The sequence below is a fragment of the Bradyrhizobium sp. USDA 3397 genome (assembly GCF_054060965.1).
Genome location: NZ_JBSSDS010000001.1, coordinates 3,809,828 through 3,835,217, shown reverse-complemented (window position 1 = coordinate 3,835,217; position 25,390 = coordinate 3,809,828). Strand labels below are relative to the sequence as shown.

Here is a 25,390-nt window from a genome sequence, read left to right as displayed (position 1 = left end):
CGCAGTGTTTATCCACATTGATTGGAGTTTGGAGATGTCTGTTATCGAACGCGATACTCGAAGAAAGCAAAAGGCAACGGCAGTCCTGTTGGCGGTCTCAACGCTCCTGCAGATCTCGATCATGGCGAACTGCTTTGCCCAAGACGCGTTAACCGGCGGGCCGAAGCGCGGAGGCATTATTCGGTATGGGCATTTTCAAGAGCCGCCCTGCCTGTTCGGGGGATGGGTGCAGCAATGGTATCTTCAACGGCAGTATAGCGACAATCTGGTTGCGCGGAGGGAAGATGGAAAGATTGTGCCTTGGCTCGCTACGTCTTGGACAATCTCCGACGACAGGAAGGTGTACACCTTTGAGATCAAGCCAAACGTCAAGTTTACCGACGGGACGCCTCTCGATGCGCAAGCTGTTGCCGAGAACATCAACGGCTGGCTCGGCAATGATCCGGATCGTCGCAACCCGACTGCCGCTCCTTACCTCGAAGACAGCTTCGAATCGGCGACAGCAATTGCGCCGCGTACGCTGCAGATAACGCTGAAGACACCGTTTCAGCCGTTGCTCAACGTTCTCGCGCAGTCCTCCCAAGGCATTTTGTCACCAACTGCGCTCAAGCGCGGACTTGCCGTCAACTGCAACAGCCCGGTTGGGTCAGGCCCGTTCATCGTGGAGAAATGGAATCACGGGCAGAACGTCGTGTTTCGCCGCAACCCGGATTACAATTCGGCGCCAAGTCACGCCAAGCACCAGGGGCCGGCTTACGTTGATGGTATCAACTGGAGGTTCCTTGCGGATCAAACCGTTCGCTATGGCTCACTTCTGACGGGCGAATCTGATGTTGTCTATGATATTCCGGCGGTTGCCTGGAAGGATGCCAACTCCCGCTTCGCCGTTTTGCGGCATATTACGGGTGGCACCCCTTTACGCCTGGCGTTGTATACGGCACGGCCTCCGTTTGACGATGTGCGCGTCCGCCAGGCTTTTGGATACGCTGCTGACCGAAGAGCCGCCGTCGAATTGTCCTTCCTCGGCGCTTTGCCATTCGAGGCTAATGGAGCGCTCAGCCGGAGCTCGCCGGAATATGTCAGGGGGCTCGGGCAGTCCTATGGGTATGACGTCGGAAAGGCCAATCAGCTCCTCGACCAAGCGGGTTGGACTGAACACAACAAGGACGGCATTCGTCTCAAGAATGGCAAGCCCCTCGTCGTGCGAATCTCCTATTCGAGCGCTTTTCTAAAGCCCGATGGCGAGCAAGCATTGCAGGTCATCCAGCAGCAGGCAAAGGCTTCCGGATTCGATGTGCGCCTTCAGCCGACCAACCAGGCGGATTTCTTTGCCGGGAAGAATCTCGGTCCAAACGACTACGAGGTTGTGCTCCTCTATTGGGTTGCACCCGGCGCAGAGATATTCCGCATTTCATGGAAGCCTGATCAGAACGGCCAGCGGAACCGCTATAATCCATCGCGCTACCAGGATGAGGCACTGTGGAATGTCATTCAGACAGCGGAACAGGAGTTCAACGATGCCGGGCGGACTGCTCTTTATCAGCAGGCTGAGCGCAATATCGTGGAGAAAGCGGCGGTCCTAGGCTTCACGGTGCTCGATGTCACATTGGCGACCAGCCCAAAGCTGAAGGATGTCTGGCTAGACCGCGGGTCGGTCGGTGAACCCGTCTTTTATGACGCTCATTTCATCGACGTGAAGTGATGCGTATAAATAGCGCAGCTCATGTTCGGATAGGCTCGTTTGCGGGCAGGTTTCTGTCCGCTGCGACTGTGGTGTGGCTTGCTGCGACTTTCACGTTCCTCGTTCAGTGCCTGATGCCCGGCGACCGCGCCCAGATCATCATCAACATCGCGAGTGGCAACGTTGGAGAGGCCCCTCCAGCAGAGCTCGCGGCGGTCAACGCAAAGTACGGCTTTGATCAGCCGCTCGTTCTGCAATACGCAAAATACCTATGGGGTGTCCTGCATGGGGACCTTGGCTTGTCATACCAGCAGCATCGGCCGGTCATTGACATCATCGCAGAACAGATTGGCCCAACCGTCATTCTGGCGAGTACGGCGCTGATTGCGGCATGGGTCATCGCGGTTCTGACGACGGTCCTCGTCGCCGGCAGAGACAACATGTGGTCGACCTTGCTCAGCGGAGTACAGGTGTTGTTGGCGACTGTGCCGCCCTACTGGCTGGCTACGATCCTCCTCGTTGTGTTTGCGGTGCAGCTTCGCATTTTCCCGGTCATCGGGGGGAATTCCCTGATCGGGCTCGTTCTTCCAACGATTGCGTTGGCTTTGGAATTGTCGGGATTTTTGGGGCAAGTCGTGCGCAGCGAATTTACGCGTGTCCTCGAGCAGCCGTTTGTCATCTCGGCGCGTGCGCGAGGCATGGGTGAGCTCGGCGTCAGATTTCGCCATGTCCTGCGTCATGCGGCGTTGCCCGGCATCACTTTATCCGGTTGGGCGATCGGAAAGCTTCTTTCTGGTGCGATTCTGATTGAGGCGGTGTTTGCGCGTCAAGGCCTCGGCGGAGTTCTTGTCGCTGCCACGTCCTCTCGAGACGTTCCAGTCGTTTCGGGGGCTATTCTGATCTCCGCCGGCCTGTTCGCCGTCACTAGTATGCTCGTCGATCTCACCTACCGGATCGTGGATCCAAGGATCAAAATGACATGAGCAGGGTAGGTGACTGGAGCGTGTCTTCGCAGCCCGGAGAGGCATCGGGAGCGATCCGTCGTGCTCCTCTTCGGGTTTACGTCGCTCTGATCGTCATCAGTTTCTTTATCGTCGCGGCAATCGCGCCGAGTCTGCTACAGACGCACGACCCGCTCGCAATCGATTTGACGGCACCATTGCAAGCTCCCTCGTTCGCGCACTGGTTCGGAACGGACCAATCCGGCCGGGATCTCTACTCCCGAATTGTCGAGGGAGCAGGCCAGTCTCTCACCATCGGGCTTGGCGCAACCGCGCTAAGCATCGGCGTTGCGCTCGTCTTCGGGGTTATTGCCGGCCTTGTGGGTGGCGCGCTCGACAATGTTCTCAGCCGGCTTTTGGACGTGCTGTTCGCACTTCCCACGCTGTTCCTCGCGCTTCTGTTCGTGAGCTTGTTCGGTCCGTCGGTGCTGACCCTCGTTATAGCGGTCGGAGTTGGCACAGCTCCGGGCTATGCTCGGATGATCAGAGGACAGGTTCTGTCTGTAAAAGGGGCGCCTTATGTGGAGGCTGCCAAGGCGCTCGGCCATCCTTATCCGCGCGTCCTATGGCGGCATATCATTCCGAACGCGATGAGCCCGCTCACCGCGATGATGACGCTTGGCGTTGGCCAAGCCATCGTCTGGGCGGCGGGTGTTGCGTTTCTCGGCCTCGGCGTCGCTCCCCCGGCGCCTGAATGGGGCGCGCTGCTAAATGCTGGGCGTAACTATGTGATCTTCGCATGGTGGCTTGAGATTATGCCGGGCGTTGCCGTGGTGTCGTTTGCTCTCAGCCTGACTGTCGTCGGACGCTATTTGCAGGATCGCCTGGAAGGAAAGATCTAAGTAATGCTCCACGTTCTTAATCGGCAAGTTCCCCCGCAGGCGAACCTCCTGACTGTCGATTCGCTCTGTGTCTCATTCGGGCGGGATATTCCTCAGGGAACAGCCGTGCGCGGCGTCTCATTTTCTCTCCAGGCTGGGCGCTGCCTGGCCATTGTCGGCGGGTCCGGATCCGGCAAGAGCGTAACATCGCGGGCCATTGTCGGTCTTGCCGGCCACCGGGCTCATGTCCATGCGCGTCAACTATCCTTCGCCGGCACCGATCTCACAGCTCTCGATGATCGCAGCTGGCGACGCGTCCGCGGCAAGGAGATCGGCTTCGTTCTGCAGGATGCACTCGTTGCGCTCGACCCCCTACGCCCGGTGGGCAAGGAGATCGGCGAAGCATTGCGCCTCCACGGGGCGGTTGCATCAAGTGAGGAACTCGAGCGGCGCGTTGTCGCACTCCTTGAGCTCGTCGGCGTCCCTGAAGCAGAGATCAAAGCGCGGCAACTGCCGCATCAACTATCCGGTGGCCAGCGCCAACGCGCGCTCATCGCTGCCGCCCTGGCGCTCGATCCACGCGTCCTGATCGCCGACGAGCCGACCACGGCTCTCGACGTCACCGTGCAAGCGCAGGTGCTGGGACTTTTGGAAGAGACCAAGGTGCGGGGCAAGGCGCTTCTCTTGATCAGCCATGATCTGGCGGTGGTCTCCCGGATAGCTGACGAGGTGTTGGTCATGCATGAAGGCAAAGTCGTCGAGCGCGGATCGGCAGACCTCTTCCAAGACCCGCAGCACCCCTACACACGCCAGCTTCTGGATGCGGTGCCCTCTGCGCGCCCGCGCGCCTCTCGCCACTCATTTTTGCCCGCTGCCCGGCCGAAGCCGCAGTTCGGCTCTTGGGAGCAATTGCCATCGACATCCCCATCTGTCGTGCTCAGCGCGGCAAAGCTTGTGAAACGCTTCAAAGGACCAGATGGCGTGCTGCGCACGGCCGTCGATGGTGTCTCCTTTGAGCTGCGGTCCGGCGAGACTTTGGGCGTCGTCGGCGAGTCCGGATCTGGCAAGTCAACAATGGCACGAATGGCGCTGGCGCTTGACCTGCCAGACGAAGGGGCTGTTCTGTTTCAAGGTCGGGCCTGGACCACGCTCGCCGAACGCGACCGCAGGGCGCGGCGCCGGGCCATCTCGGTCATTTACCAGGATCCTCTCAGCTCCTTTGATCCGCGCTGGTCTGTGGGACACATCATATCCGATAGCCTCGCAGGTGACGTCGAGAGCAGAGGCGAGCGCCATGAGCGCGTTGCCCAGCTCCTTGATCTGGTCGGACTATCCCCAGCCCTGCTGGATCGCCGGCCGCTCGAACTCTCGGGCGGTCAGCGCCAGCGCGTTGCGATCGCCCGTGCGATCGCTCCAAGGCCCGCTGTGATCGTCTGTGATGAACCGGTCTCGGCTCTCGATGTCTTGATTCAGGCGCAAGTGCTGGACTTGCTGACTGATCTGAAGGCGCATCTTAACATAAGCTACATCTTCATTTCGCATGATCTCGGCGTGGTGCGCCAGCTCAGCGACCGGGTCATGGTCATGCGCCAAGGGCGCGTCGTCGAGACCGGTACCAGGGACGAGATATTCCTCAATCCGCGCACCGACTATACCCAGCGCTTGCTCGCCGCAGTCCTGCGCCTTGAGCGCGGTGGGGCGGCCAATCGTTCATTCAGCCGCGTCTAAGAAGACGCCGGCATAGATGGGCTCGTTTCAATGCTCTGTGTTGATCGCCGTGACGATCTGGCCAAGATCTTTGGCGATTGAAACGAGTGAAGCCAAATTCTCGTCGGCCGTTGTCATTGCGTGCAGCGTTTACTGCCATTCGATTCGACAGTTCAGCCTAGCTGGTTCGGGCGCTGGTGAACTCGGAGGGTTGTCATATTGGCGCGAGAGTCGCTCAGGACGTATTTGGCATCCACCAAATACAACAACCAAAGCGCCTTCGCATGCTTCCACAATGCAGCCATGAACACAGCGTGACGCCCCATGAATGCTGGCTGCGGGTTGGTACACCTGTTTGACACAGATCGAGCCGCTAGCACAAAAGTTGAGCGTCGCGTGCTACCGTCTCGTTGATCGAACTTCACAACAATTGCCACGACCACCAGAATAAGTGGGTTCGCGTTGCGTGGTGCTGTGCTAGGGCGTCAGCAAGTGGGAATAAGCCGTCACGTTTCATAGAGTTTACTCGAGTTGAGCCGATGAGGCGACCACGAAGGATTATCACGTGTTCGCGAAGGTGGGGTGCCCCCTATGGGCTCCGAAGTTGCGCGATAGGTACGTAAGCCAGGAGCCAAGATATGTGCGGCATCTGTGGATGGATTGATTTCAATCGTGACCTAGGAGCTCCCGACGCGCGACGGGAGGTTGCGGCCATGACGGCTACCATGGCCTACCGCGGTCCGGACGGCGAGGGGACTTGGATCGACGGGCCCGCGGCGCTGGGACACCGCCGCTTGGCGATCATCGACATCGAGGGCGGTGGCCAGCCGATGACGCTCCAGGAGGACTGCCGACCCGCGTTGGTGCTCGTCTACACCGGCGAGACTTACAACTACCGCGAGCTGCGTCAACGGCTCGCCGCCCTCGGTCATAGGTTCGACACGAGCAGTGACACCGAGGTGGTCCTGCACGCCCATCGCGAGTGGGGCCAGCGCGACCCCCGGACCGCCGTGAACGAGCTTAACGGGATGTTCGCCTACGCACTCTGGGATACCGCCAAGCGCGAACTTCTTCTCATACGCGACCGGCTCGGCATCAAGCCGCTTTACTACTACCCCACCGAGCACGGAGTGTTGTTCGGGTCCGAACCAAAGGCGATCCTCGCCAACAATCTCGCGGAACGGACCATGGACGCCGAGGGGCTTCGTCGCGCCCTATGCTCCGTCATCGCCGACCCGTTTAACACCGTGCTCCGCGGCATGCGTGAGGTACGGCCCGGCCACATCGTCCGCGTGACCAGCGACGGCATCCAGCAGATGACCTATTGGCAGCTCACCGACAGCGGGCACACCGACGACGTGCCTACCACCGTTCGGCGCGTCCGCGAGTTGCTGGAGGACACGATCCAGCGGCAGCTCATCGCCGACGTGCCGCTGTGCACGCTCTTGTCGGGCGGGCTTGATTCCTCCGCCCTGACGGCACTGGCCGCGCGATTCAGCGACGAACGAATCCGGTCCTTCGCCCTCGACTTCGTCGGCTACACCGACAACTTTACCCCCGGCCCGATGCGCCCGACACCCGATGGGCCGTACGTGCAGGAGGTCGCGAAGTTCGTTGGTACCGACAACACGGATATCACGTTGTCCGCGGACGAACTCATGGACCCGAACGTGCGGGCCGCCACCCTCCACGCCCGCGATCTGCCGTTGACCTGGGGCAATGTCGATAGTTCGCTCTATCTGCTATTCCGGGAGATCCGGCAACACTCGACGGTGGCCCTGTCCGGGGAGTCGGCCGACGAGGTTTTCGGCGGGTACCCGGAGTTTCACGATCTCGCGCACGTTCGGGCGGACACGTTTCCCTGGGTCGCCAACTGGGCGTCCGTCGTAGATACCGGTCGGGAGTGCCTAGATCCCGGCCTCTTCGAGAAGCTCGATTTCCCCGGCTACCTCGACGAGCAGTACCGCAGAGCACTTGCGGAAGTACCCGCCCTGACCGGGCCGGCATCGGCCGATCCGCACGAGCGTCGCATGCGCGAGGTCTGCTACCTCTATCTCACGCGCCACCTCCCGATGCTGCTCGATCGCAAGGACCGGGTCAGCATGGCCTTGGGTCTCGAGGTGCGGGTCCCCTACTGCGACCACCGCCTCGTTGAGTACGTGTTCGGCACCCCCTGGGCCCACAAGGCTTTCGACGGGCGTGAGAAGAGCCTGCTGCGGGCCGCCACCGCGGACCTGCTGCCGCAGTCGGTGATCCAGCGAGTCAAGAGCGCGTATCCGGCTATCCAGGATCCGACCTACGACAGAATGCTGCGCACCCGGTTCACCGCGCTGCTGAATGATCGCAATGCGGCAGTGGCACCACTGCTGTCCGTCGACGGCTCTCGCGCGGTGCTCAACGCGACGAACAACGTCAGAGTGGTGGAGCAAATCCTTACCCTCCAGGATTTCCTGACCGACTACAACGTGACCCTTCGGGTCTGATGCGGCGGAACACGCAAGGTGTCAATGTCGCTGCAAATTTCCGCAAATGTGACGAAGTAAAATTCCCCAGGTGGCGGGGTTCGGTGACGCCGGTAAGATCATCTTGTTCTCCATTTCTAGGTGGCTGTCCCGGCGCCACGCTTGTGCCGGGATTGACGCGTTAATAGGAGCGTACTCTGGCACGAGATTGGCTTGCTGGCGAAGTCGATAGCTTCGGTTTGAATGACGACGGCGTAGTGGAGTAACCGATCGAGCAGCGCAGTTGCAACCACGGCATCGCCCCGGGGGCGTTCGCCCGTCGATCGCAAAGCTACGGTCGCGGCACAGCGGCTATCCACCTGCCGGTGCAACCGCATCGAGGAGGCATTCGGCTGGATCAAGATGGTCGCCGGGCAAAAGAAGACCCGCTTCCGTGGCCGTGATCGCTGCTGCCGCCTAACATCTGGTGCGGCTGCCCAAGCTGATTGCTGATTCCGCTCGAAATCGCCCATGATTCCGAAATGAAATCGCCCGCCATTCCGATTTGAAATCGCCCACATTCCGAGATGAAATTGCCCAGCATTGCGGGATGAAATCGCCCGGGGTGAAGCGGCTCTTCTGGCTCTGATAGGTCCCCTCCTTTCGGCTTTTGGCAGGAGTGGATCGGATGCGGATGGGGAGGCTTGCAATGCGCCATGTGCGCGAGGTGATGAGACTTAAGGCGGGGCTTTCGATCCGGGAGATAGGGCGGCGGGTCGGGGCCGTTCCCTCGACAGTGCGTTTGACGATCCGGCGGTTCGAAGCGGCAGGGCTGAGCTGGCCGCTTGCAGACGAAATCGCGGATGCGGTTCTGGAGGAGCAGCTGTTTGCAGGCGCCGGAGCCAAACCGGGCCAGAGGCGGCGCGCGGAGCCGGACTGGGCGGCCATTGACCGCGAGCTCACTGTCGATCCTCTGGGAGGATACATCGCCAGCGAGCCGCATGGCTACCGCTATAGCCGCTTCTGTGAACTCTACAGGACTGGGAAGGCCGCCTGTCGGTGACGATGCGCCAATCGCATGCCGCCGGCGACAAGCTGTTCGTGGACTATGCGGGTGACGGCGTGCCGGTGGTCGACCGGCTGACCGGCGAGATTCGGAACGCGCAGATCTTTGTCGCAGTGTTGGGCGCCTCGGGCTTCACCTACGCGCAGGCGACCTGGACGCAAGGACTGGCCGACTGGATCAGCGGTCATGTCGGCGCGTTCGAGGCGATCGGCGGCGTGCCGGCGCTGGTCGTACCCGACAATGCCGAGACCGCCGTGATCAAGGCGTGCTTCTACGATCCGCAGATCAATCGCAGCTACGCCGAGATGGCGGGGCATAACGGCACGGCCATTCTGCCGGCACGGCCGCGCCGTCCGCGCGACAAGGCCAAGGTCGAGCAGGCGGTGCTGGTGATCGAGCGCTGGTTGATCGTTGGCTTGCGCCACCGCGTCTTCCACACCCTCGCCGATCTCAATGCAGCGATCCGTGCGATGTTGCACAGGCTCAATGACGAGCGCCCGATCCGCCGGCTCGGCGTGACGCGCCGGCAATTGTTCGACGAGATCGATCGGCCGGCGCTGAAGGCTTTGCCGGCGGCCCCTTGCGTCTTCGCTGAGTGGCGCGTCCGCCGCGTCAGCCTCGACTATCACGTCGATGTCGCAGACCACTACTACAGCGTTTCGCATCGCTTCGTCCGCGCCGGTCGAGGTGCGGCTTACCGCGCGCACGGTGGAGATCTTCCACAAGGGCGAGCGCGCATTGCCGCGCATCAGCGAATGAGCGGCAATCATAAGCACACCACCGTGCCCGAGCACATGGCCCCTCCAGTCGGTTTTACGCCGGCTGAACCGTCGAGCGCATCCGCAAGGATGCCGCGGCGATCGGGCCTGCGACGTTGTGGCACTGTGCAATCTTATCCGCGACGAGCGACCGTATCCCGAGCAGGGCTTCCGGGCCTGTCTCGGCACCATCAGGCTTCTATGGCCGCGAACGGCTCGAAGCCGCCGCCGCGCGTGCGATCGACATCAGCGCGCGCACTACCGCTCGGTCAAATCAATTCTCGCCAACAACCTCGATCGTCGTCCTGCACACGGGACTGCGATCGTCCATCCCAACATCCGCGGGCCGCGCTACTACAATTAGGAGAACAGACGTGCTGACCCATCCGAGACTCGATCAGCTCCACGCTCTTGGCCTGCATGGCCAAGCCTTTATCGATATCCAGGCTTCTGGCGAGGCCAATGGCCTCGGTCATGCCGAATGGCTGGCGCTGCTGCTCGATCGCGAATCCTCCTTGCGTCGCGACAAGCGCCTCTCCGCTCGCCTGCGCTACGCCAAGCTGCGCCAGCAGGCCTGCGTCGATGACATCGATTACCGCACGCCGCGCGGCCTCGATCGCGCGCTGTTCACTCAACTTGCCGAAGGCGGTTGGATCGATGCGCATACCAATCTCCTGATCTGCGGACCCGCCGGTGTCGGTAAACCTGGCTCGCCTCGGCGCTCGGCAATAAGGCCTGCCGCGACAACCGCTCGGTGCTCTATCAGGGCGTCCCACGCCTGTTATCCGAGCTCGTCATGGCCCGCGGCGATGGCCGCCATCAGCGCCTGTTGCGCGCGCTCGGCCGCGTCGATCTCTTGATCCTTGACGATTGGGGGCTCGAGCCGCTCGATGCTGCCGCCCGCCATGATCTCCTGGAGATCCTCGAGGATCGCTACGGCCGCCGTTCCACCATCGTCACCAGCCAGCTGCGAGTCGATCAACGGCATGCCCTGATCGGCGACACCACCTATGCCGATGCCGTGCTCGACCGGCTGGTCCACAACGGCCACCGGCAAGACCTCTCCGGCGAAAGCCTGCGTGGCACCAGGGCTCAGCAGGCTCGCAAGGCCTGAGCATGGGGCCTGTGGACATGACGCTTCGCTTGGACAACGCCTCCGGCGTTGACCACATGCCCTCTGTGGACGCCCCCGGGATGCAAGAAGAATCTTTCGTCAAGCGCTGCGCTGTAGTCAGGTGCTGACATCTGTCCGGCCTTTGATGCGACCGTCATTTGTCGCGGGCCCGTATGGGAGTTCGCGGATCAGGTCCAAATCACAGCGGCGTGCTTGGATAGCACTTGGGCATGTACTGGTTTTCCCAACCCCGTCTCTCGACTGTTGCGCCATACCTTCCGTTTGACCTTCCTACATCTCGACGACCTCTGACCGGACGGCTATGCCGCCACAGCCGGAGCTTTATAGACCCCACCGTTGGCCATCAGAGCCCAGACGACGCGGGCCATCTTGTTGGCAAGAGCGGTGGCTACCAGCATAGGTGGCTTGCGGGCAATCATGCGCCCGAGCCACGATGACGGTGAAGTGCCTCGCCGCCGTGCCTGCTGCACGACCGCAGTCGCGCCGATGACAAGTAACCGTCGCAACGTTCGCTCCCCCATTTTCGACGTCGCACCCAGCTTCTGTTTGCCGCCCGTGGACCGCTGCAACGGGGTCAACCCCAGCCATGCGGCGAAGTCGCGTCCGCACCGGAAGCTTCCGGCGGCAGGCGCAAGGGCAAGCAACGCCGTCGCCGTCATTGGTCCCACGCCTGGGATTGTCATCAAACGGCGGGCATCTTTTTCTTTTCGGACGCGACGGGTGATCTCGCTGTCGAGTTTCTTGATCTGCATTTCCAGCGTCTCCATCGTCTTGATCAATATGTCGAGTACGAACCGTGCCGCTTCGGGCACATTGGTTTTTGGATCCATTGCGCGCTCGACAAGCTCTCCGACATGGGCCGTGCCCTTTGCCATGATCACCCCGTATTCAGCGAGATGACCACGCAAAGCATTGATCGCCTGGGTCCGCTGCCGGATCAGCAGGTCGCGGGTCCGAAACACCACCGCGCTCGCTTGCTGCTCTTCACTCTTGACGGGCACGAAACGCATGGTCGGCCTCTGCGCTGCTTCACAGATCGCCTCTGCATCGGCCATGTCGTTCTTCTGCCGCTTGACGAAGGGCTTCACGTAAGCCGGTGGGATTAGCCGCACTTCATGGCCGAGCTTGCCAATCTCACGAGCCCAGTAATGCGCGCCCGAGCAGGCTTCCATCGCCACGAGGCAAGCCGGCTGCTCGGCTAAGAATGCCAGCAGCTTATTCCGGCGCAGCTGTTTGCGAAAAACGACCTTTCCGGTGGCATCGGCTCCATGGGCCTGAAAGACATACTTCGCTAAATCTAGTCCAATCGTGCTCACTTCGTTCACGGACGCTTCCTCTCTCTGTGATGGCTGTTCCACACCCTTCACTTTGGCACATCGATGCCGTCGAGGGGGCGTCCACCCCATCACAGCAGCAACAGCAGACGAAGCTCTTCCGATAGAAAAGGCCCGCGCCAAAATGGGACGCGCCTACCCAACGCTTCCAAAGAGCCATAATCTCTATGCAAAGCCACTAGAATCTCGCGCTTGGGGGAGAGCAGTTTCTATAACCCGAATAGCCCGGCCGCCGCGTTTTCGGTGATTACCGCACGTCGCGATTCAATCACCACACCGGAGAGGCTGCTTCGCGCAGGTCCTGTCCGCCCCTGCCGCGCTCACTCGTTACGAATCAGGGCCAGCGACAGCAGAATGCCGGCGGCAAGTCCGGAACAGCGATCGCGTCGACCCACCTGATCGTTCCAGAACTCAGGTCAACTGTCGTGCCTTGCTGGCCTCGACCCAAGGTCGACGCTCGATTCTTGTGGTTGGACGCACAATTTCGGTCACGTGAGCTCTCTTATTGGGGATATTCGGCGTCAAAGGAGAATACAAGTAGCTTCCTGGCGAGCCACATCTGCCTTCAGCTTCGGCTTGGGCTCCCCTTGGCCTATTCGGCCACTACAATACGTGGCACAAGCATCGGAGGAAGGGGCGAATGATCGATTTTTTCGAGCGTGTCGAATGGTGCATATCGACGTGGCACGCCATCTCAGCGCCGAACGAGCAGGCCAAGCGCAGGGCCGCCGGGGTCGTCGACCTGATTCACAGGGTCGAGAGCCTGCGCGGCTCCTTGCGCTTCGAGGACGAGCCGGCGAGCTTCGAGGCGGCGCTCATTCGGGCAAAGGGAATGGCTCGATGAGCGATCCCGCCGATCTCACCTTGACTGAGGCCGCGGACGCTGTCCGCAAACGCAAGCTATCTTCGCTCGAGCTCCTCAATGCCTGCTATGCCAATGTCCAACGGGCGGGCAGAGAGCTCAACGCCACCATCTGGTTAGACTACGAAGGTGCCTGCAAATCTGCGCGCCGAGCCGACCAAGCGGTCAAGAGAGGTGCCAGGCTCGGTCCGCTGCATGGCGTGCCGATGGCGCACAAGGACATGTACTACCGCAAGGGCAAGCCCTGCACCGGCGGTTCAAGCATCCGCAAGAACTTCGTTCCCGAGGTGACCGCGACCGTGCTCGCCCGCATGGATGCGGCAGGCGCGTACAGTTTCGGCGGGCTCAACATGGCGGAGTTCGCGGCGAACGGGACCGGGCATAACAGGGAATTTGGTGATTGTCACAACCCGTGGAACCTACCATACATTGCAGGCGGCTCGTCCTCGGGCTCTGGTGCAGCGGTGGCCGCGCGCATGACGTATGCGGCGCTGGGATCCGACACCGGCGGCTCAATCCGGCTGCCCGCGGCAGCCTGTGGCGTCACCGGCATCAAACCGACCCAGACCCGCGTAAGCCGCACCGGCGTCATGCCGCTCTCCTTTTCCTTAGACAACGTCGGGCCGCTGGCCCGCACAGCCCGCGATTGCGCGCGCATTCTCTCGGTGATCGCCGGGCATGATCGCTTGGACCCGACCAGTTCGTCCGAGAAGGTGCCTAACTACGAGGCGGCACTCGATGGCAAGCTCGACGAACTCAAAATCGGAATCCCGACGACGTATTTCCTGGACAACGCCGATCAGCCGGTGGCGCTCGCATTTGAGGAGGCAGTCAGGGTGCTAACCAGACGCGGTGCAACAGTTGGGTGCGTCTCGCTGCCACTCCTGGACGCGATCAATACTTACTCCGACATCGTGATGGGAGTCGAAGCGGCCACCATCCATGCCGAGTGGATGCGTAAGCGCCCACAGGACTATGGCCAGCACATATCGAGCTGGTTCTATGCGAGCTACGCCATCCCTGCGGCTTGCTATTTGGAAGCCTCGTCGCGACGCGGACCAATACTGACCGAGTTTGCAAAACAGGTGTTCGGCCGCGTCGACATACTGGCGACGCCCACCATCCCTATCTGCCTCCCGACCCTCGCCGAAACTGACATCGCCAACGGGCCAGCCGACGCCCGTGCCAGGTCCTTGAGGACTTGCGCTAACACCGCGCTCTTCAACTACTTGGGCCTGCCGTCGGTCAGCGTGAATTGCGGCTTCGATCCAAACGGGCTGCCGATCGGCATCTCCTTCACGGGCCGTCCCTTCGCCGAGGCCAACGTGCTCAAAGTGGCCGACGCCTATCAGCAAGCGACCGATTGGCACAAGCGCCGCCCGCCGGTGCTGGCTTAGGGATGAAATCGAAGCGAGCACAACGACGACATTCCGGATCGGCGCCGCAGTGGGCCGCGCCTCGATCAGGACGGGGACCGTGTACCAACTGCGCGCCGGCCGCACCCTTCGCTTACTTACCGCCGGACGTTCTTCACGGTACAGCCAGGAAGAGCAAATGACCCCGGAGGGCTCGCCTTCTAGACTGAGAAGAATGATCAGTAGTATCCGAAAAGCCGCCGCTCGTTTGCAAACTTCCACAGCTCCTTGCGCAGAGCATCTGGCGGAAATTCCGCATCGGTCACCTGAGGCGTTGCGACGGTACAAAAAGTTCCAAGCGAAGAGCGCATTGCCGACGTAAGGAGGCGGTCGAACTACCGCGCCGCGAAGTTTATTGATCGGTTTGATGCGACGGCCGCAATCCATCGTGACAAATAAATTCCTCAGGTTACGAAACAATTCATGGCATAGGACTTCAACACCAAAGTGGTGAGATAGAGGTGTCTTTGGCAAGATTTCTGGCGCATTCAGCAGCTCGCCTTGGTCGGCGGCCCTCTTAACCAGGCAGGTTCTTACGGCAAAGTATAGCGGTATGCATTGTAAGGCTGTGCTGCTGTATCCGCGCGTAAGCAGATGGGTGTTGTTGAACGTTAGTGCGTCGGATTACCGGGACGATGCCATCCAAAATCCAAAGCTAATCATAATTGCTAGGACGTAATGTCCATTTGGAATGAGGGTCGATCGGCAAAGCATTGCTTCTCCATTGCCGTTACGTAAGCGCTTAGCTGGAGCCCTTGCTTTGGGATCGGGATAGTTGTGCGAAGAAGCTTCCGGCTTGGACGGAGGTTTGGGATGGGATTGGACAGCAAAACGGACGTCCATTTGGACGGCTCATCGGCGGGGTCGGTGAGCCGGCTGGAGGTTCTTGAAGGACCATCGGGACGCCGCGTGCGTTCGGAAGCTGAGAGAGCTCGGATCGTCGGCGAGAGCCTGTTACCCGGTGCCCAGGTGCCCGAAGTAGCGCGCAAGCATGGAGCGACGCGCTGACAGATCTACGATTGGCGGCGGCGGTTTCGGCGGCGAAGCATGTTGCCGCCGTGCGAGGCGTCGCATCCGACATTCGCGCCACTGGTCGTGGAAGATGCGTTGGAGGAGCGTCAGGTTCCGGCGATCAAGCTTGAGATTGCGATCGGAGATGTTGTGCTGCGGACGGATACGGCGATAAATTATAGCGCGACACTCTGGCTGGGAAGTCTCACCTTGATCGCCACCGTCCAAGTCTAGCTGGTTCGGGCGCTGGTGAGCTCGGATGGATTGTCATCTCCGCGTCTGTCTATCGGGATTCCTGCGGTGCATAAAGCCGAACGTCTGCGCGCTTTGGGGGCGTCTCTGCTGCCGACTGTGGGATTTGCGACATATTGTCGGAGCGCAGGACACGTCCGCTAGAGCAAATAGCCTTTACAAATCAAGCTATCACCGTTGGCACGAGCCTTGAAAAGGAGCTGTCATTCAGCACTCGCATGCTCGAGAAATTGCAGTGATGGCTCACAAGATGAAGGCCTCTCAGTTCACCTATGCCTCGCGCGCGATTTCGATTCTCAGAAGCCGTTGTTCGTCCGGATGCGCGCTCTCGCACGGTTCCTTCACCGTGATCGATCAAACCAATATCGCTGTCCGCGCTGGCACCGATCGCGCGATGCCGATGACCGACCCTTCGGCGTGCCAGGCACTTACCAGTCTTCTTCGGTTAGCACGCGCCAAAAAGTCGATGCGATGGCGGAGGCGCCGATCAAGGCGCTCATCAGCGGGCGAGCAGTCGCCAGACCCCAAGCTCAGCGGCAGGTCCAAGTCGATGCGCGCCTCTTCCGAACCGCAGCTGCCCCAGCGGGCCGTCTGCTTCCGCGTCGGTAGGCCATCACGAATTCAGGGCGGGAAAGAGCATCCCTCTCGGCGGAACAAGACGTCGTTTGCGGACGAGGCAGGATCGAGCAGCAATCCATGAACAAAACGGTCGAAACACGACCTATATCAGCTTTGCGGCAGAGGGCGACGAAACGGGCGGCTGGCCAACAGCTCACCATCGAGCTCAGCGAAACTGTGAAGCTCGCGTGGCCGATGGTGTTGACCCAGCTTGCGCAGGTCGCGATGATGACGACAGATCTTGCTTTTATCGGGCGCCTCGGGCCTGAGGCACTCGCCGCGGCCGCCCTGGGCGTCACGCTCTATCTCGTCAGCTTCACCTTTGGCGCGGGCCTGCTGGCGCCAATCGCACCTTTGGCGGCGCAGGCCTATGGGGCAGGGAATCTTGCTATGGTACAGCGCGCACTGCGCACGGGCCTGTGGGCTGCGCTGATGCTATCGTTCCCGATCATCGCGCTTGCGGTTTGCGGAGAGCAAATATTGCTTGCTTTCGGTCAGGCGCCAGACGCGGCGCGGCTCGCCCAGCAATATCTGTTCGGACTGGCCTTGGGCGTGGTGCCGGCGCTATGGCTTCAGGTCATCCGAAATTTTATGAGTGCGGTCAACCGGCCGGAGCCGATTTTGTGGATCACACTGGCGGCGATCCCCCTCAATGCCCTGCTCGTGTATCTGCTGGTCTATGGCAAGTTCGGGCTGCCGAGGCTTGAGCTCTTCGGGGCGGCACTTGCGAGCACGTTAGTCAACTGTGCGATGTTCCTGGCCGGTTTGTGGTTTGCCACGATGCGCCGTCCTTTCCGTGACTACCACGTGCTTGCAGATCTCTGGCAACTCGATTGGCCCTTCTTGCGACAGCTGATCGTGATCGGAACGCCAGTTTCAATCGCCTCCGTGATGCAGTACGGAGTTTTGTCGGCTGCCGCGCTCCTCGCCGGCCTAATCAGCACCAGTGCACTCGCTGCTCATCAGATCGCGCTTCAGATCACGGTGATCACGTCCATGATCGCATTCGGCATCAGCATGGCCGCAGCCGTGCGCGTTGGCCACGCGCTCGGCCGCAACGACGGTCCCGGCATCCAGCGGGCAGGCCTTGTCGCGATACTGCTCGGCAGCCTAGTCGCTGCCCTGCTGACAATTGCGGTGATCGTCGCGCGTCTTGAGATCGCCGAGCTGTTTCTGGACAAATCGGCCGGAGATGCCGACGCAACGATCGGATTAACCGCAGAGCTCCTTATCGTCGCAGCCAGCCTTCTTGTCCCTGATGCCGCGCAGAGCATCGCGGCGGGCGGTCTGCGCGGACTGAAGGACACCCGGGTGCCGCTTCTGTTCGTCGGCATTGCCTATTGGCTGATTGGCTTCTCACTTGGCTACGTGCTCGGTTTGAAGATCGGTCTTGGTGCGATTGGTATCTGGATTGGCTTGTCAATCGGGACAACCATCTATGCAGGGCTCCTCGTCCTGCGTTTCCAACTGCTGGCGAGCAGGCGTGCTCTCAAAGCTGCCACTTGATGGTAATCACGGCTATTGGCGAATGACAATCCTAGCAATGCGAGGCTACTTACAAAGAGTCGCTCTGCCTTCTCACCGCGGCAAGCTGTTTAATTGGGAAGAAGATGCTAAACCGCGTGTCACCAGGAGTAGCGGGGCCAATGCACATCGAAACCAATGTGCCAACCGAACTTGCCCCATCTGGACAACTCAATCCGGCATGGCCGACGCCGCAAAATAAAGCGGAAGCTTTCTCCGTTCTGGCAATTTCACGCGCGTTCATGTGGACCGCTAGTCCCAACTCTGCCCTCCATAACCTCGTGCGACTTTGTCGGCGAACTTCCGGGGAGGAACTGCGTCGCTGGACAAAAAGCTGAGGAACGGAATGCGGGTGGCGATTTTTGGCCCAATGGTTCGACATCTGGAGAATGCACGTACGTGCATTGAAGGAAACTAAAGCTGGATCGTCATAGAGAGCGACATCGCTTTCGGGCCCCTTCGGGTCAAGCCTCAGAGAACAAGCGGGACTTGCCGTCCCAAGCGTTGCGAACCATGTCCCGTTTGTGACAGAGACGTGAGTGCTCTCAGTTACGAAAATTCTGGCGGCGTCTGCCGCGTCCGTTTCTGAGCACGCATTCAACGTCAATTCAGGATAGATGAGGGCTGGCACAGACATTGCTATTGAAGTGCCTCGTAAAGGCTGACTGCTAGAATAACGAATGCATGGAGGTAACCCAAGTTGCGGCTTCTTCGGTCTACTGTCGACACACTGATAAAAATCCGTGGGGAAGTCGTGGGGAGATCACCTCCGTCTGCCACAACTTGCTTTGGCGTATCGCGTGCGTCGGCTCTTGATGGAACAGTTTCATAAGGGCCGGTCAGGTAGTTTACATCCTGGTGAGGCAGGATGCTAGGCGCACAAAGGAGTCCCAACAGCGCTATAAGGCGCAAACTTCGGCTACCTGAAACAGGCAAGGCCATGCAGAATATCGCTCGTAAAGGAGGCTGAGAAATTGCGCTCATCATCGAGAATGGAAGATGTCGACAGTGACGCAGGCAATCGATACCAATAGCCAGGTCAGCGTGCATGAGGAGCAGCTGGGAATCCGTCCACCGACGATAAGCCAATCCTCGGCAGATGGTGACTTTGTCCGCTACTGGAGCCGAAACAGTGATCGCGCGTCCGCGTTCGTCGCAGTGGGAAAGCGAACCGAGGAAGCGATCAAGAAAACTGGCATCGGCCTGCAGCTATCCTCCGAGAACTTTAACGGTCACGATCTATCCGGATTTCCGCTGCGGCGATGCATTCTCAATCGTGCGCAACTGCACGGAGCGAAGCTGGATGGAGCCGATCTGTCCGAGGCCAACCTTATCTGCCCAGGATTAGAGCGAGCAAGCTTCCGCGGAGCCAAGCTCGATTTTGCGTATATGCATGCCATCGCCGCTCAGGTCTGCAATTTCGATGATGCAAGTTTGCGCAATCTCATCGATGCAACAGGTAGCCTGTTCCACGGATGCAGCATGAGGAGATCGCATTTCGACAATGCAGTCCTAAGTGGAGTCCTGTTTTATCAGTGTGACGCAAGCCAGGCTGTCTTTGATGGCGCCGAACTGCAAGGATCGACGTTCAATGAATGCTACCTGCCTCGCTCGTCCTTCCATTTTGCCAAGTTGAGCCAGGTTACAATGACCAAGGCGCATCTCACCGGCAGCTCGCTTCTGCAGTCGAGAGGGGAGTGTCTATCGATCCTGCGGCCCACTTCGGTCGATGGTCTCGTTCTGGAAAACGCTCATCTTCCCTATTTCAGGCTTTCAAAGGCGAGCGGTCGCATCCTGGCCAAAGCGCTGAGCGCCCCCTTTTCGGATTTCAGCCTCTCAAGTCTTGCAAAGGCAGAGCTTCGGGAGGCAGACCTGTCTGAGGCGCGACTTCTGTCTGTGAATCTGGCCAGCGCCAACCTCGTCGGCGCGGTGTTGAACGGAGTATCTATTCGCTCTTGCCAGCTCGATGGGGCTGATCTATCTCGCGCATCAGGAGAAACCATTTCAATTACCGAAAGCACGATGCGTTACGCTCAATTGGGCAGCTTTCGTGCGCGCTGTGCGTTTATACGCGACTGCGATATCGATGACGCTGATTTTTCACAGGCGTATCTCTATCGATCAATGATTACCGGTGATCCTCCGCAATCTATGGCCTTGAATCGTGCCAATTTCGAAGGAGCAAACCTTGTTCAGTCATATATTGCAGCAGGAATGACCGGCAGCAATCTAGAAGCCGCCCGTACTGCATATGTTCGAATGAATCAGTCGTCCCTCCGCAAGGCCAACTTGAGTGGAGTAACGCCGTTCCAGGCAAGCTTTGTAAAGACTGATTTTTCGGATGCAGAGATAACGACTTTTGAACCGCCGTTCTTTGCCGACAGATGTCCGGGGCTCGAGGGCGCTTTGGAGGGCGTCGAAGATCGGAAATACAAGCCTTCAGAGTATCTGGCTGACTTCTCATCGCTAATGAGGCGCGGTCGAGAGGGATCGAGCTGATTTAAGCCAAAATGCGCATGGCGATCGAGGCCAGATGTCATCACAGAAGAAAATGGAGGAGCACAGTCCCCGCTATGGCCGCGCTCCCAGGCGCTGTTGAGTGGCCGCGGGGAGACCAGTGCGAGGGTATCGCTCACCACGCTTCCTGTCTGATCGAGCAGCCAAGCTGCTGTGCAATCAACAAGACGGAGCAGGATATATGCATCAAGCGTCTCTTTCGGCTGGCAAGGCGTTCCTCGCTGACATGGCAAGACGAGGTCGAACGATCGGCACAGTACACACGCTAGGTGCGTTGCATCAGGGGCACGTGGAATTGATCAAGAGGGCCGCAGTCGAGAACGATGTGGCCATTGTCACAGTCTATCCGAACAAGATTCAGCTCAGCCCAGGTCCTGAATACGAGTTCAATCTACAGGATGATATTGCGCTTGCGCTAGGAGCGGGCGCTTCTGCCGTCATTTCCACGACGGACGCGGAGATGTTCCCGCCAGGATATCGAACGTTTGTGTCTCAAGGGGATTATCCGCTGCGTGCGAACGGGCCTCATGGCCTCCTCATGGAAGGTATCACCGGATGCATCCGCTGGATCTGTTTCGCGCGGCCATCTCGTAGCTATTTCGGCTTGAAGGATATTGGACAGGCCCTTCTCGTGAAGCGAGCGGTGGCAGACCTGCTTCTTGATTGCGAGATACGCTTTGTGCCGACAGTGCGATACAAGAACGGAGTGCCTATTTCATCACGTTTGCGACACTTCAATCGTTCCGAGCTGGACGAGCTTTCGTCCCTCTTCCTGGCGCTGGACCACGCGAGAAAAGAGGCAGTGCGGGGAGTGTCTTGCGCCCAAGACCTGATAGCGTCGGCAAGACGGCTGATAAAATTCCGGCGGTTCGAATTGGAATCCCTTCGCATTGTTGGCGCGGACAGCTTTGAAGATCAGAAGCGGATCGAGCTTCCGTTTATAATCAGTGGAGTCGCCCTTGGTCGTGGCCTCAGAGTGCCTGACAATATCTTTGTACCGGATCAGGATACACTGTTGCATGGGCCAGCAGATATATGGATCGAGTTGCCTGAAAGGTGGGAGTCTGGTGGCCATGCGCAAGCGCGGGCTTGAAGAGACCAGCGGCAGTTCGTGCATTGGTCGCTCAACGGGCAGGCGGCTCGAATTTCATCTTCAACCTGCTGCTTGCCTCTAGCGAGTTGCTCTCGCTCCAGCCGAAGCTCCTCGCTTTACGCGACACCTCGGACTTAATTGCCAATTGGTCCTCGAAACGCTGACGAGTCTCCGGGGGAGAGGAGCAGCAAGTGATCTGCGAGCGAGCGATAGTCCCGCCATACATTGATCCCGTTGACCGCAGGTCCGGTTGGCGGACTACGCTGACGTCGATCGCGCTGGTCGCGCACGTCTCTTACGCGGCGACCTCATGACAGGCCAGGTCGTCCACCTATACAGATCGGGGAATTGCAGCTTCGCGGACGCCCCCGTTGTAAGTTCCTCAAGTGAAATAAAGCCGGTCCCGATTCCGCGTCGGTAGATCGACCTTTGCCGGCCTTGGGCTCCCATGCGGAATGACAGAGGGGTAAAGGAGGCGGGATCCGGCGCCCTGCCGCCATTACCCGAATGGGACGCCTATTGTTACGGAAGTTCAGCATATGCCGATCGAGCTGCGCGCCCGGCTGACGCTGTCACGTACAGCTCCTCGTATTTGACGGTGCGCCAGAGCCGTTCGACAAATACGTCGTGCCGCCATGCGCTCTTGCCATCCATGCTGATCGCCATGCCCTTCTCGGCGACCACGCCGGTAAAATCTTGTCCAGTGAACTGATAGCCCTGGTCCGTATTGAAGATGTCCGGCTTGCCATGACCAGCAAAGGCATGCTCCAGCGTCACGACTTTGAGGCTGCCTCCATGGTGTTCGACAGTCGCGGGCGGAACGCGATTTTTTGCCCGTCAGCGCCACCGCGAGATAGACGAATCCAATCGCCATCGGGATGTAGGTGGTTCCATCGCTCAGACCTGGTTCGTCGCGTAATCTCGATGACGCCCAGCAGATATTGATGGATCTTGTGGCCGGGCTCGGGTCTGGTGGTGCGCGGACCGCGATAGAGCGCCTCTAACCCCATCCGCCGCATCATCAGCGTCTTCACGTGCCAGCGGCAGATCTTGCACCTCTCGTCGCCGGCCTCTCGGCATTCGCAAACCGGCGGAGGGAAACTCCAGATGGAGCCAGTCGAGACATGAACGCGAGATCGGAGTGCGGCAGCGGTCGCGGAAGGGACCGGAGAACTCCAAACGCGGCTTAACCGCCGATACATTGTTTCTGAGCCGCCGTTGATCCTTATGATCGAATTGCTCGTTGTGCTCTCCAGCAGCGTTGAGCTTCATTCCAGCGAGTACTCCGGTGCCTACAAACATGCAGATGTGACTATGAGGAGCACCCATCCGAACACATTCGATGCGCTTGAACCGGTCGTAGCGTCAGGTTGTACAACACTACGCTGGCATATCGGCGGAGTATAGGCAATGAAACAGCTCTCTCTGTGTATGGTACTATGTGTCCTTTGCGGACTGCTTTGGCTGAATGAGATTGCGCGCGCGGACGCAACGCGGCGCTACGAGTGCACCATAGATGGCACCGATCGAGAGCCGACAGGCGATCGGAATGGGCGTACCATTGTAAGCTTTCAATACACCTGCCGCGTTACAGATGGTTTGTTGAAGGACGGGGGAATTACGGGACTGTCGGTCAGCGAGTGGGACAGTGAGAAAGGTAGGTACTTGGGTTCTATCGACGTTTACCGCGCGCTCGACGGAATTGCGGTTGGTCAACTCTTGGAGGCGACCGGTTCCTCTGTCACGGAGAACAACAGGGCTATTGGCATGGCAACTTCCGGTAAGATGGTATTTAAGTTCGCATCCGGATCGTTGGTGGCTCTCTCAGGAAGGACCTTAAATTTCACGATCAAACCCGTCAGTTCTCGTCAATTCGAGATGGAATTCGCAGATTGGCCTGAAGCTGCCCAACCGAAATGACTCGCTCGCGTCGCGACAACCGATCATCTCGTTTCCCAATGTCGAGTCGAGCTATGAAGTCGCGATGTTTCCATTCCTGGCCCCGCGACCAAATAGGGTGGTGAAGCGGAGCTGGCACGTCGTGGCGCGCATTGACAAACGTAAAAAGCATTTTGTGAGATACAATCGAGTCCGAGATCACGCCAATGGAAGCCGAGACGGATTAGCACGCCTTGGTGTGCGTTGCGTGCACGGGTCACTCCGCCGAGGCATTGTCGTCCACTGCTGGCGGTGCGGGCCGTCTTGGCTTTTCCGAGAAGTGGCTTATGACGGCGCTCAACGTATCGGACATTTGTGCGAGCGATGATCGCCAAGTCGCGACTTAATTCAATCCTCTAGATTGGCAGCGATGATATCCAAGCTACTGAAACAAGTCCCAGTTCACGTTGAAGCGGTCTCCTGAAATGGAAATCTCGCAAAACGAGTGGTATAGCCCGTTGTTAAACCGCAGCGGGAAGTGATATTGCGGCTGATATTGATCTCTCGTTTCGGGACTGCGCGCCTGCTCGTATGTGACAGGCGGATGAAACCGTTGCGCAATTTTACTAAATTCAATGCGACGAAACAAATGTATGTTGACGTGTAAATTGCATATGTAAGTATTCGTAACTTGTGGTAGAATATCGCTGCGTGTCGCGCTGATTGATGAGACCGCGAGTTATCCGTTTCGTCCTCATAAGCTCGAATGTACCTGTTGCGGACGTGTGAGGAATTGCGTTCCCAAAAATATCTTTAAGCTTGGCTCCCGGACAGAGCGAACATTTCTCATCGGCGAAAAGAATGCTGGTTTCGTTTCATGGACTGGACATCTGTTGACCGTATGATTGCGATGTAAGAGCGAGGTAATCGATCATGTTGCACGTCGATCCCGGCACCGCTGCCCGTCGACTCGTCCTCTGGTCAGAGCCGATGCAAGAGTCGGAGCTGTGCGCGACGGAGCAGGTCACACGATCGTCGTGGTCTATAGCCCAAGATCCATCGCAACCTTTTGTGGCGACTGCTGCAGCACATTGCGAGCGAGTAGGGTGCATCGCCAAGCCGACTTGGATGGCTTCTGGAGTCGGTCCCTCGACCGAGGCATCACGCAGCTTTGTTCGCGCATCACGATAGCGAGAGAATGAGCATGAGCAACATGACAGACCATAACATTATCCCGCGAGCGGATATCGTCAAATCCACGGCCCGGCTGGGTGCCGAGATCAAGAACATCAGACTATCAGATGAATTATCAGACGAGATGGTTCGGGCTATTAGCCAGTTACTCCTCGAGCACAAGGTCATCTTCTTCCGCGATCAGGGACATCTCGATGATTTCGAGCAGCATCGCTTTGCCCTCAGGCTTGGTTCGCTGGTAACGCCTATAGATATGAAGTCGGATCGTCGCAGCAGCCATGCGGACCAGGTGCACAGGGACGTCAGTTTCGGTGACGAATCTCCGAAGATCTCGGTGCTGCGCGGCGTCGTGATCCCGCCTGATGACCGTGACACAGTGTGGTCAAGCACTGCGGCCGCGTATCTTGATCTTCCGGAGCCGCTGCGGATGCTGGCCGACAATCTCTGGGCAGTGCACTGCAGTACCTATGATTGCAGCTTGATCAGGCACTCCGCCGAGATGGACACAAAGCAATTTGGTGATGTCTTCACCGGAGCCATCTGCGAGGACGCGCGTCCGGTTGTTCGCGTCCATCCCGAGACGGGCGAGCGGTTGCTCGTGCTTGGAGAGTCCGTGAGGAACTTCGTCGGCCTGGAAAGATATGCGAGCCAGAAGCTGTTTGAGCGCCTTCGATCTTACCTCGCCTCGCCCGAGAATAGCGTAAGATGGAGCTGGAAACCAGGCGACGTTGTAATCTGGGATAACCGCGCGACCCAGCGTTGCGCCATCGGAAAATCCAGTGACCGAGATGGAGTCGAGAGGCGTAGCGCTATCGATGGCGATGTACCGCTCAGTATCGCTGGTCCTCCCAGCGTGGCGCGCTCCAAGCCAAAGCTGCAGACGGCCAAGGCTGCCTAGTGTGGCCACTGATCTGGTCTATCGCCAATAGAAGGAAGTGATCTGAATTGAGCGTCATCAAGGCTCTCCTGCGCGCAATGAGGCTGAGTAGCTGATGCGCACGCCTTCGTCTGTTGTTTCCCGACGTAAACGGCACTACCCCACCGAAGCTCGTATGGATTCGCATCAAGGCACACCCATCAAA

General features: G+C 59.1%; 15 protein-coding genes and 2 pseudogenes. 15 read left to right on the top strand and 2 right to left on the bottom strand.

Features of this window, described 5'->3' with window-relative positions; genetic code table 11:
* Positions 1–34: 34 nt before the first annotated feature.
* The 8 genes and pseudogenes from ACVWYQ_RS17635 to istB all read left to right on the top strand — a co-directional run bounded on the left by ACVWYQ_RS17635 (position 35) and on the right by istB (position 10,589).
* The gene (locus tag ACVWYQ_RS17635) at positions 35–1,702 is read left to right on the top strand and encodes an ABC transporter substrate-binding protein (RefSeq protein ID WP_456726137.1); all 1,668 of its coding nucleotides are present in this window, start codon (positions 35–37) and stop codon (positions 1,700–1,702) included.
* The gene (locus ACVWYQ_RS17630) at positions 1,702–2,664 is read left to right on the top strand and encodes an ABC transporter permease (RefSeq protein ID WP_456726136.1); all 963 of its coding nucleotides are present in this window, start codon (positions 1,702–1,704) and stop codon (positions 2,662–2,664) included. Before ACVWYQ_RS17635 ends, ACVWYQ_RS17630 begins: the two co-directional genes overlap by 1 nt.
* Entirely contained in the window at positions 2,661–3,524 is an 864-nt protein-coding gene (locus ACVWYQ_RS17625) for an ABC transporter permease (RefSeq protein WP_456726135.1), read from the top strand. The genes ACVWYQ_RS17630 and ACVWYQ_RS17625 overlap by 4 nt, the downstream gene beginning before the upstream one ends.
* Positions 3,525–3,527: 3 nt before the next feature.
* Positions 3,528–5,231 (top strand): dipeptide ABC transporter ATP-binding protein, encoded by a 1,704-nt coding sequence (locus tag ACVWYQ_RS17620; protein WP_456726134.1) that lies wholly within the window; start codon positions 3,528–3,530, stop codon positions 5,229–5,231.
* 617 nt (positions 5,232–5,848) lie between these two features.
* On the top strand, positions 5,849–7,693 hold the full coding sequence (asnB, locus tag ACVWYQ_RS17615; RefSeq protein WP_456726133.1) for an asparagine synthase (glutamine-hydrolyzing): 1,845 nt from the start codon (positions 5,849–5,851) through the stop codon (positions 7,691–7,693).
* A gap of 646 nt (positions 7,694–8,339) precedes the next feature.
* Positions 8,340–8,714: a helix-turn-helix domain-containing protein gene (locus tag ACVWYQ_RS17610; protein WP_456726132.1), complete on the top strand. Its 375-nt coding sequence runs from the start codon at positions 8,340–8,342 to the stop codon at positions 8,712–8,714.
* Positions 8,715–8,752: 38 nt separating this feature from the next.
* Entirely contained in the window at positions 8,753–9,856 is a 1,104-nt protein-coding gene (gene istA, locus ACVWYQ_RS17605; RefSeq protein WP_456726131.1) for an IS21 family transposase, read from the top strand.
* Positions 9,850–10,589: pseudogene (istB, locus tag ACVWYQ_RS17600) on the top strand (IS21-like element helper ATPase IstB). The gene istA and the pseudogene istB overlap by 7 nt, the downstream one beginning before the upstream one ends.
* 320 nt (positions 10,590–10,909) lie before the next feature.
* Here the strand turns inward: istB and ACVWYQ_RS17595 are convergent.
* On the bottom strand, positions 10,910–11,935 hold the full coding sequence (locus ACVWYQ_RS17595) for an IS110 family RNA-guided transposase (protein WP_456726130.1): 1,026 nt from the start codon (positions 11,933–11,935) through the stop codon (positions 10,910–10,912).
* 649 nt (positions 11,936–12,584) lie between these two features.
* Here ACVWYQ_RS17595 and ACVWYQ_RS17590 point away from each other — a divergent pair.
* From ACVWYQ_RS17590 to ACVWYQ_RS17570, 5 genes are all read left to right on the top strand, one after another.
* On the top strand, positions 12,585–12,788 hold the full coding sequence (locus ACVWYQ_RS17590; RefSeq protein ID WP_456726129.1) for a hypothetical protein: 204 nt from the start codon (positions 12,585–12,587) through the stop codon (positions 12,786–12,788).
* On the top strand, positions 12,785–14,203 hold the full coding sequence (locus ACVWYQ_RS17585; RefSeq protein ID WP_456726128.1) for an amidase: 1,419 nt from the start codon (positions 12,785–12,787) through the stop codon (positions 14,201–14,203). Before ACVWYQ_RS17590 ends, ACVWYQ_RS17585 begins: the two co-directional genes overlap by 4 nt.
* A 1,977-nt stretch (positions 14,204–16,180) precedes the next feature.
* Positions 16,181–17,608, top strand: coding sequence for an MATE family efflux transporter (locus ACVWYQ_RS17580; protein ID WP_456726127.1), 1,428 nt, complete (start codon positions 16,181–16,183; stop codon positions 17,606–17,608).
* A 1,017-nt stretch (positions 17,609–18,625) separates the two neighbouring features.
* Entirely contained in the window at positions 18,626–20,125 is a 1,500-nt protein-coding gene (locus tag ACVWYQ_RS17575; protein WP_456726126.1) for a pentapeptide repeat-containing protein, read from the top strand.
* Between the two features lie 199 nt (positions 20,126–20,324).
* Complete coding sequence (locus ACVWYQ_RS17570; protein ID WP_456726125.1) at positions 20,325–21,236, top strand: pantoate--beta-alanine ligase; 912 nt, start codon at positions 20,325–20,327, stop codon at positions 21,234–21,236.
* A gap of 441 nt (positions 21,237–21,677) precedes the next feature.
* Here the strand turns inward: ACVWYQ_RS17570 and ACVWYQ_RS17565 are convergent.
* Positions 21,678–22,413 (bottom strand): annotated as a pseudogene (locus ACVWYQ_RS17565) (transposase); the annotation flags it as partial.
* A gap of 233 nt (positions 22,414–22,646) precedes the next feature.
* Here ACVWYQ_RS17565 and ACVWYQ_RS17560 point away from each other — a divergent pair.
* The gene (locus tag ACVWYQ_RS17560; protein WP_456726124.1) at positions 22,647–23,156 is read left to right on the top strand and encodes a hypothetical protein; all 510 of its coding nucleotides are present in this window, start codon (positions 22,647–22,649) and stop codon (positions 23,154–23,156) included.
* A gap of 1,162 nt (positions 23,157–24,318) precedes the next feature.
* The gene (locus ACVWYQ_RS17555) at positions 24,319–25,206 is read left to right on the top strand and encodes a TauD/TfdA dioxygenase family protein (RefSeq protein ID WP_456726123.1); all 888 of its coding nucleotides are present in this window, start codon (positions 24,319–24,321) and stop codon (positions 25,204–25,206) included.
* The last annotated feature ends 184 nt before the right edge of the window (positions 25,207–25,390 follow it).

What these genes read in the sequence shown, in the direction of transcription:
- asnB (WP_456726133.1), top strand. Translation starts at nt 5,849, where the DNA reads ATGTGCGGCATCTGTGGATGGATTGATTTCAATCGTGACCTAGGAGCT.
- ACVWYQ_RS17575 (WP_456726126.1), top strand. Translation starts at nt 18,626, where the DNA reads ATGTCGACAGTGACGCAGGCAATCGATACCAATAGCCAGGTCAGCGTG.
- ACVWYQ_RS17585 (WP_456726128.1), top strand. Translation starts at nt 12,785, where the DNA reads ATGAGCGATCCCGCCGATCTCACCTTGACTGAGGCCGCGGACGCTGTC.
- ACVWYQ_RS17555 (WP_456726123.1), top strand. Translation starts at nt 24,319, where the DNA reads ATGAGCAACATGACAGACCATAACATTATCCCGCGAGCGGATATCGTC.
- ACVWYQ_RS17560 (WP_456726124.1), top strand. Translation starts at nt 22,647, where the DNA reads ATGAAACAGCTCTCTCTGTGTATGGTACTATGTGTCCTTTGCGGACTG.
- ACVWYQ_RS17610 (WP_456726132.1), top strand. Translation starts at nt 8,340, where the DNA reads ATGCGGATGGGGAGGCTTGCAATGCGCCATGTGCGCGAGGTGATGAGA.
- ACVWYQ_RS17635 (WP_456726137.1), top strand. Translation starts at nt 35, where the DNA reads ATGTCTGTTATCGAACGCGATACTCGAAGAAAGCAAAAGGCAACGGCA.
- ACVWYQ_RS17630 (WP_456726136.1), top strand. Translation starts at nt 1,702, where the DNA reads ATGCGTATAAATAGCGCAGCTCATGTTCGGATAGGCTCGTTTGCGGGC.
- ACVWYQ_RS17590 (WP_456726129.1), top strand. Translation starts at nt 12,585, where the DNA reads ATGATCGATTTTTTCGAGCGTGTCGAATGGTGCATATCGACGTGGCAC.
- ACVWYQ_RS17570 (WP_456726125.1), top strand. Translation starts at nt 20,325, where the DNA reads ATGCATCAAGCGTCTCTTTCGGCTGGCAAGGCGTTCCTCGCTGACATG.
- ACVWYQ_RS17625 (WP_456726135.1), top strand. Translation starts at nt 2,661, where the DNA reads ATGAGCAGGGTAGGTGACTGGAGCGTGTCTTCGCAGCCCGGAGAGGCA.
- ACVWYQ_RS17620 (WP_456726134.1), top strand. Translation starts at nt 3,528, where the DNA reads ATGCTCCACGTTCTTAATCGGCAAGTTCCCCCGCAGGCGAACCTCCTG.
- ACVWYQ_RS17580 (WP_456726127.1), top strand. Translation starts at nt 16,181, where the DNA reads ATGAACAAAACGGTCGAAACACGACCTATATCAGCTTTGCGGCAGAGG.